Annotated in this window: 7 protein-coding genes; 2 read left to right on the top strand and 5 right to left on the bottom strand. The window is 39.9% G+C overall.

Annotation, left to right across the window (positions count from 1 at the left end; all coding sequences use genetic code 11):
* Positions 1-141: 141 nt before the first annotated feature.
* Positions 142-417, bottom strand: coding sequence for an acylphosphatase (locus tag A7Q09_RS04695; RefSeq protein WP_134390140.1), 276 nt, complete (start codon positions 415-417; stop codon positions 142-144).
* Between the two features lie 413 nt (positions 418-830).
* Between A7Q09_RS04695 and A7Q09_RS04690 the strand changes: the two genes are divergently transcribed.
* Together A7Q09_RS04690 and A7Q09_RS04685 are read left to right on the top strand one after the other, a co-directional pair.
* Positions 831-1,955, top strand: a complete 1,125-nt coding sequence (locus A7Q09_RS04690) for a glycoside hydrolase family 3 N-terminal domain-containing protein (RefSeq protein ID WP_134390139.1) — start codon at positions 831-833, stop codon at positions 1,953-1,955.
* Positions 1,956-2,037: 82 nt separating this feature from the next.
* Entirely contained in the window at positions 2,038-4,206 is a 2,169-nt protein-coding gene (locus A7Q09_RS04685; protein ID WP_134390143.1) for an AMP-binding protein, read from the top strand.
* Positions 4,207-4,242: 36 nt separating this feature from the next.
* Here A7Q09_RS04685 and A7Q09_RS04680 read toward each other — a convergent pair whose 3' ends face one another.
* Genes A7Q09_RS04680 through A7Q09_RS04665 form a run of 4 tightly spaced genes read right to left on the bottom strand, consistent with a single transcriptional unit; the run spans position 4,243 to position 7,713 of the window.
* Complete coding sequence (locus tag A7Q09_RS04680; RefSeq protein WP_134390138.1) at positions 4,243-4,797, bottom strand: DNA repair protein RecO; 555 nt, start codon at positions 4,795-4,797, stop codon at positions 4,243-4,245.
* 3 nt (positions 4,798-4,800) lie between these two features.
* Positions 4,801-5,148 (bottom strand): rRNA maturation RNase YbeY, encoded by a 348-nt coding sequence (gene ybeY / locus A7Q09_RS04675; RefSeq protein WP_244228525.1) that lies wholly within the window; start codon positions 5,146-5,148, stop codon positions 4,801-4,803.
* Entirely contained in the window at positions 5,126-6,745 is a 1,620-nt protein-coding gene (locus A7Q09_RS04670) for an HD family phosphohydrolase (RefSeq protein ID WP_134390136.1), read from the bottom strand. The genes ybeY and A7Q09_RS04670 overlap by 23 nt, the downstream gene beginning before the upstream one ends.
* The gene (locus A7Q09_RS04665) at positions 6,742-7,713 is read right to left on the bottom strand and encodes a PhoH family protein (protein ID WP_134390135.1); all 972 of its coding nucleotides are present in this window, start codon (positions 7,711-7,713) and stop codon (positions 6,742-6,744) included. The genes A7Q09_RS04670 and A7Q09_RS04665 overlap by 4 nt, the downstream gene beginning before the upstream one ends.
* Positions 7,714-8,449: the final 736 nt, after the last annotated feature.

The raw sequence follows: 8,449 nt of genomic DNA, 5'->3' as shown, positions 1-8,449 counted from the left end.
ACGGCGATGGATGGTAAAGAAAAACTAACCAGACGAAAAAAGTAAGCCTAAGAAGCTTAACTTTCTTAATAGGGGGCTCAAACCCTCTTTTCTGTAAAAGGTAGTCCTTCCTTATGCCGTTTTTCCTTTATAGATAGCATATCAATGAGCAATATAAAAATGATTATATTTACCTTCAGGCTCTCCCCAAAGAAAATCCATATGAGAGATGTATGATTGCAGATAGGAATGCGTTAATTCTCGAATGAATTCCTTGATTGTTTGTTCTTCTCCTTCCACAATCAATTCTACTCTTCCATCTTTCAAGTTGCGGACTAGCCCTCCAAGGGGATAACGTTGGGCAATTCTTTTAGCCGTTGCTCTAAAACCAACTCCTTGAACAAAACCAGAAAAATAAGCTTTTAGCTGTTTATTCACAGCAATCCAAGAAAGAGACCCTCAGTTCATTAAAAATAATCCATTTTACCATCTATTTTTTCCTAAGAAAAAGCAACATGAAATTGATTAGTATGAAATACAACGGTAGAAAAGTAACAACACATCAGAGCATTTCTCAGTTGCGTATGGCAGAGGAGGCCTAGGAGCTTAGAGTTAGAGCCTCTATCCTTCGTTTTTCACAGTAAACTCAGAGAAAAAGCTGTCAAGGAAATTCTAGCCTTCAATCATTGAGTTCTCTTGAGAAGGCTACCTCAAGCAGAGAATCGATTGGCGGAGTCTGATCAATGGAATCTTAAAACTACCGTGCTGGTTCGCTTGAGTCACTGAGAGAAAAATAGCTTTTTTTCTTCGATGCTAAGCGGTAAAAGGAATAAGAAATAGGTTTTTTTTCTATGAGCGGATATTTTTCTACAACGCCTACACTGAGTGATGGAGGAAGATTCCTGATTGTAGGATTGCCTGGTACAAAACTTACCCAAGAGCAGAGGGAGACGATTCGAGACGTTCAGCCTGCGGGATTCATTTTTTTTTCTCGGAACCTTGAAAATCCAGTTGCTTTCAGAAATCTAGTCGACACTTTACGATCCCTACTCAACCATGAGCCCATTTTAACCATTGATCAAGAAGGGGGTAGGGTCTCTCGGTTGAAAGTATTCGGTAGTGAACCTCCTAGTGCTAAAGATCTTGGGGAAAAGGGGGATATAGCCCTCCTTAGGACACATGGAGAACTTACAGGAAAATTATTAAGGCTTTTCGGTCTTAATTATAACCTAGCCCCTGTGTTGGATTTCGAAACTGCTGAACAGGAACACAATTCATTGAAAGGAAGAACGTTTGCTTCGGATCCACTAAGTGTTTGTTCCTTTGCCAAGGCCTTTATTGAAGGCATGCATTCCCAGGGAATACTGTGCTGTGGCAAACATTTCCCTGGCTATAGTTTCGCGCAATGCGATCCGCACCTTGAACTGCCTCAAGTTTTTAAAACAAAAAAAGAACTCGAGGATTATGAATGGCTTCCTTTTAAAAACCTTCAAAATTTGTGTGATAGTTTCATGATTGCTCACATTCGCAACTTGAATCTAGATCCAGAGGGACTGCCCGCTTCTCTTTCTTTTCGAACCATTCAGGATGTTTTAAGAAATGAATGGAATTTTACCAAACTCCTCATATCCGACGACATCGACATGGGAGCCATCATTCATCATTACTCCTTAAAGGACACGCTGGAACTCTCCCTCAAATCTGGAGTAGATATTCTCTTACTTTGCCATCGTTTTTCATTAATTAGAGAAGCCGCTTCTATTTTGAGCTCATTGCCTGAAACTATAAAGGAAGCTGCCTGGCAGAGAATCGAAAATTTCCGCAAGCGGCTGGCTCCACCCCTTGCCTTTTCTCTGAGTGAGTTTCAAAACATCGACTCAGAGATATATTCGCTTAGGGAAAAAGTCCTTGGAAAAGAAAGAGCAAAACTTAGAGCACCAGAGGATGGAAAACGCTCTCCTGTGGAAATTTATTGAACCCATTTTCCATTTGAATTTTCTCTAGAGCTAAAATAAGGTTATTTCTCCTAAAGACCTTTAGCTTTTGAGGAACAATGTAATGGACTGGATTGGTAGGGAATGGATTCCATCGTCTCAAGGGGCGCTACTTTTAATCTACGCTGCAACTTTAGAAGACATTGAGTATCTTGAAAAAAACGCTCCTCGAAAGCTTGTCATCGCTGTGGGGGAAATAGAGATACAAGATTGCAAACAGCTGCTTGAAAGAGGGTATCTATGCTTAGGGAAAATCAATAAAGAAGAGGCTGTTCAATGGTTAAAAGATAAAATCGAATCGGGGGAACTGATCGCTATAATCCTTCGATTGACAGAGGAGCCGCAAGGAACTGTTTCAGTCTTTCCACAGTTTGTTTTGGACATTATTGAAGCAACACAATCCATGCGTATTCCAGTCTGGATCGATTCTTTCTGGAAGCATTTTTTAACTTATTCGGATTCAAAACCAGTTGCGCGTCGGATCCTTGTTGGCTCTCCAAAGTCTCCAAATGATACAGGATGGGATTGGCTAAGAAAAAGTTTCTATGATCTTTGCGCTCAAGCTTTGTCTATGCATTCTGAACTGGAAGAAAGCATTGGTTGGCAAGCTGTTTATTATCTTAAAGAGAGAAAAAACCTCCCTATATTCATCGATGGTTATAGCCAAAAAACGCTTACAGGAAAGCTCCTTTTAGGAATAGCTTTAAAAGTCGCAAGTTGGATTTCTAAAAATATCCATGAACAACGAGTAGGTGTCCTTTTGCCGATCGGAGTGGGGGCAGTCATCGTCAATTTAGGGATCGTTTTTGCTGGAAAAATTCCTGTAAATTTCAATTTAACAGTTGGATCAGCAATGAATCTCGTTTCGATCGAAAAGTCCAAGGTTAAAACGGTGTTCACAGCCAAAATGATCAAAGAGAAACTTCAGGACTTCCCTTGGCCTCAAAGGACCATTGAAATAGAAAGCCTTCTTCAATCCTTTTCAAAGCTTTCTCTTTTCTTTCATATTTTCTTGGCAGACCACTTGTCCGCGAAAGCGCTTGCCACTCTTTGGGGTGTTCCCAAAGTAGGAGGAAATAGAGAAGCAATTTTACTTTTTACAAGCGGCTCTTTTGGAGAACCCAAAGGAGTTCCCTTATCCCATAAAAATATCTTGGCTAATATTGCACAGATTAAAACCATTCTTTCGACTATTCCGATTAAAAAATTACTTGGTGCCCTTCCTATTTTTCATAGCTTTGGTTCAACGACCTGTCTCTGGTGGCCGATATTAGGTGGTCCTCAGACAGTTACTTACGTTAATCCCCTGGAAATAGACAAATTAGCAAACCTCATTGAACAGCACCAAATTGATCTTCTTATTACCACGCCTACCTTCTTACGGCAGTACCTTAAAAAAGTTCCTCCAGAGAAACTTCGGAGTCTTAAAATTGTTATTGTGGGATCAGAAAAACTTCAAAGGCAGCTTGCAGCTGATTTTGAGTCGAAATTTGGAATTCCTGTTTGCGAAGGATATGGAACGACAGAAGCCGCTCCTGTAATTAGTTCCAATGTGGTTGATCCTTTCCAGCCCCCTGGTTCCATAGCTAACACCAAACGAAACAAACCCGGAAGCGTTGGTCAGCTTTCGGCTGGAATGTCTATTCGGATATTTGACCAAGAAACACGAAAGGAATTACCACTTTCAGCCAGAGGAATATTAAGCTTTAAAGGTGCTAATATTTTTAATGGTTATTTAGATGATCCATTGCGTACGGCTGCTTCCTTTCAAGAAGGTTGGTATTTAAGCGCCGATATAGGGTCATTGGATAACGAAGGGTTTATTTTTATTGAAGACCGTGCCAGTCGATTTTCTAAGATTGGTGGAGAAATGGTCCCTCATGGTACCATTGAAGAAGCCTTAAGAAAAAGTTTGTCGCAAACCCATGGAGAAGAGATTGAAATAGCAATCGTTGGGATTCCTGACCTCAAAAAAGGTGAAACACTGGCCTTACTGATTAACAAGCAGGTCCATAATTGGCAAATTAGAAAATATCTTCTTGCCCAGGGTTTTTCAAGGCTTTGGATCCCAAAACAAGTTATTTTCTTAGAATCCCTTCCAAAAACACCGCTTGGAAAAATAGATTATCTTCGATGCCGGCTGATTGCTGCCAATAAAGCAATCTATGCTGATGATCAGTCCAGTCCAAAAGAAAGCATGGATCAAGAGGAGGATCGATCTAGTCAAGGATGATTCTCGGATACCCCAACAATGAAGTAGTAGCTTTCTTTACAAGCCCAAAGAATCAACAAGCCTTTTCCTTGTTTCCCATAATTTTTTCCCTCCCCCTGGAGCCTGGCCTATGAGTTGTTCTATTTTCCCACCCTCTAATCCATGAATACTTAAAAGCCTCTCCTCATAACGCTCTATGATTTTTAAAGAAATAGGCTTTTTTTGAATAAAGGCCAAGGCCTTTTGAACAAGCGCGTAACATTCTGGTATAGGCGTTCGTTCCTCTGCGGTCTGAACCACCAGTTCGATAAAATAAGTGGAACAAAGAAAAGTCGTCCAATCTTTTCTTAACCCTAGCATGGGATCTATAATCTGATATTCTTTTAATAAATAGAGATCGCTTTTTTTCGGAACATAGAAAGTCAGTTCACACTCATAAAAAAGATCAATGGGAGCAAAAGAAGCCTTCCCTGTCTTTCGAGCGCCTTTAGCTAGTGTTTTAATGCATCCTACACTACTAATCCAATAGAGGATCGAACTACTTTCTGAGTAAGGATATTTTCTAAAAGCGATACCTGTTGTGGATAGAATGTGGTTTGATTCTTTTTCCATGGATCAAGCTGCATTTAATTTTATCCATACAGATTCAAGAATGCTTGATTGCATCCGCTCCATTTTCTGTCGATCCTCCTCCGTCTGATCATCTAATCCACAAAGATGTAACATCCCATGAATGCCATAGAGCAAAACTTCTTTTACTACAGGAATAGCCCTCGCATTGGCTTCCTTCTCTGCAATGAATGGACAAATTAAAATTTCGCCATAATCAAAACTAATGACATCAGTAGGCGTAGGATCATTAAAAAAGCGGGCATGCACCTCACCCATTTCTTTTGAAGGTAAAAGGACAAAGTAAAGCTTTTGTGGAAAATTTATTTCCTTAGGCATTAAACCCAGTGCCAATTTCCATCCCTTCCTTAGCCTTGGCAAGGGCAAGGGCACTTCTTTCTGAAGATTCTGAATCACTACCAGTTGATTTTTCAACGTTTTTCGGACCTTTTGGATAATGAATGCGCGTATGTAATATCGTTTTTAATGAAAAAATAAAGCTATGTTTGATTTCAGTAATTTCTTTCATACTCAGCGGGCATTCGTCAAGCTGATGATCTTGGAGTTTTTGGGAGACGATATCTTCAACTAACTGTTCAATGTCCTTAAGGCTTGGCTTTTCTAAGCACCGAGAAGCACTTTCAATAGAATCCGCTAGCATCAATATCCCTATTTCTTTTGTTTGTGGCTTAGGACCAGGATATCTAAACCGTGATTCATCTAGCTCCGGAATATCTTCCTCGCCCATGTTCAGAAGCTTGACCCCCATCTTACAATCCTCTATATTCTGCAAGGCTTTTCTATAGAAATAATAAACCAAAGATGTTCCATGATGCTGTTGGATGGCATCAATAATAGGTCTTCTCAAATGATGTTCTAAAGCAAGATCTACTCCATCCTTAATATGGGAAATAATAATAAGAGCACTCATGGAAGGCGTCAGTCGGGTGTGCGGATTATCAGCACCCTGGTTTTCTACAAAATATTGGGGGTTTACTACCTTACCAATATCATGAAAATAAGCCATTACTCTACAAAGACTCCCGTTTTCTCCAATAGCATTAGCAGCCGCTTCAGCAATATTGGCAACCATTAAACTATGATGATAAGTCCCAGGTGCCTCTGTTGCTAGCCTGCGCAGTAATGGATGATTCAAATCTGACAATTCCAGCCATGTAAAATCGGTATTCAGTTGGAAAATCTCTTCCAGAACTGGTAAAAGGGTATTGACCAATACAGCAGTAAAAAGGCCTATCCCGATGCTCAAAAAGGCTTGTTGAATCAGCACATCAGTATCCCCCCCATTAATAATTCCAAAGCCAACAGCACAAACAAGACTCGTCAGTCCCACAGCAATCCCTGCTTTCAAAATATCCCTTCGTTGACAAATCCTCTGTATAAAATAGACCCCCACAATGCCAGATAAAAGGTTACTAGCTAAAAGAGGAATACTCGGATTGACAAGCAGAGAAATAAAGACACTGGAAAGCACTACAACAATCACTCCCGCATGAACATTTATCAAGGCTGTCACTAACAGAGGAGCTACAGCAGTGGAAACATAAAAATAGATGGCCCTCGACTCCAAGCCTGGCTGATGAATGGACCAGACATAGACGGATTTGGCAATTAACAAATTAATGGCAATAACGGCAAAGACAAGCAGCAGCTTCGAATTACTATAGAATATCTTTGGGAGACTTAAATTTAATACCATTGCGGTACAACTTGTCAGGATCAAAGAAAGGAAAACTAGCGAATAGGTCACATGACCAGTAGCAAAAAGGCCTAAGACGATGCAAAAGAAGATAAAAAAAAGAAAAATCGCAATGCGGATCGGCTCGTTTGTTTCAAGACGATTTTCCCATTTTGGGATTACAAAAATTTTTCTTTTCCTCTCTGGTCGATTTCCTTTAAACCTAGCAATCAGCTGCTCAAATAACGGTTTCATTTAGTTTCCTTACAGTTCGACCTATGGATCCTATAGGCTTCTACAATATCCCTGACAAGTTTATGCCTGACAACATCCTTTTCGTCGAACTCACAAAAACTGATTCCTGAAACTGATTTTAAAGCGCTTATTGCCTCAAACAAGCCAGAACTCCTATGCTTTGGAAGATCGACTTGTGTCGGATCCCCCGTAATAACACAGCGAGACCTCTGCCCCAAACGCGTTAAAAACATGAGCATCTGTTCGGCCGTTGTATTTTGAGCTTCATCCAGAATGATAAAACTGCCACTCAATGTCCTGCCACGCATAAAGGCCAGTGGCGCTAATTCTATGATTCCTTTTTCAAGCATTTTCCTTAGTTCCTCTGGATCAAGCATCTCTTCTAGAGCATCATATAAGGGGCGCAAATAAGGAAATATTTTTTCTTCTAGTTCCCCAGGAAGAAACCCAAGCTCTTCTCCAGCTTCTACTGCAGGGCGGGTTAATATAATTTTTTTGATCTCTTCATCCCTGAAAGCTGCTAATGCAGCGGCCACTGCCAAGAAGGTTTTGCCTGTCCCAGCAGGTCCCAATCCAAAAACAAGTTCATGTTCTTTAATAGCCTCAATGTATTTTTTTTGATTTAAGGTTCTCGGTATAACCGGAGGTTTTTTCGTCGAAGTTTCTAATTTGGATTTTTGCAAATCACTGAGCGCAACACCGTTATCTTTCTCAACAAATTCCATAGCATTATGAAAATCTTTTTTCCCAATTTTCAAACCTTGATCTCGGGCATCCTGCAATTGATCAATAACTTTCCTGGTTTTTCGTACATTGTCAGGTGCCCCATCAATCCGTAGCCAGCCATCCCTTGTAGTTACCTTGACTCCAAAACGTTCCTCCAAAAGACGAACATTTTTAATTTCATTGGCAAAAAGTTCATGAACAAATCGACCGTTTTCAAAGGAAATAATCTCTGAATGATTCATGTTTTTAGGGTTTTAAGAAAAATGAAACGGATTGTAAAAAAACAATGTTGCAAAACGCGTAGAATAGAGAATGTCGCCACAGAGAAAAAGAAAAGGGAAACGAAGCAGGCCAGAATTGAAAGAAGAAAAGTGGAAAGAAACTTAGAAAATTCAAATTTGAAACTAGTTTTTTATAAAGCAAGTTTCTCCAACAAATCATGAAAAAAAATAAATTTTCCTATCTTTATGAATATCGAAGATGCTCACCCTTTTAAAGTATCTATTTATAGAATTATCATTTTTTAAAAATCCGTCAAATATCAAATTGGAATTTCCATCTTTCTCAAACGACTCATTTGTTTACTCCTAAACCAATCTTCCTAAAGCCACAAGCCAACTCTTTGGCTCTCCGTCCAAAGACAACGACACCAATGAGATAAATCCTTTTTTCTTTAAAGCCTTAGCTTTTCTTCTAGCTTGATCGAGCTAACAGGCTCCAACCCACCAATGCCATCGCTGTAAGAATGCCCTAATCAGATAGGAACTATTAGAATAGGGCAGGATGGAAAGTGTGACAAAGCCCTTCTCAAGCCAACCTCATCTGGGTCCTACAGCAGGGCAACTGTTTGCTAGCTAATCTATCTGCAAGCAAAAAACAGCGTCGCTTTCCAATTTAGCTTCCTTAGCCTTTTGCTTGAAAAGCAGGAGCTAAAACCTCCTCTACTTACTCACTTTGGTAAGTTCTAAACCTACTGAA

This window comes from Methylacidiphilum sp. Yel (genome assembly GCF_004421185.1).
Taxonomy (GTDB): domain Bacteria; phylum Verrucomicrobiota; class Verrucomicrobiia; order Methylacidiphilales; family Methylacidiphilaceae; genus Methylacidiphilum.
This window is presented reverse-complemented; position numbering and strand designations above follow the sequence as displayed.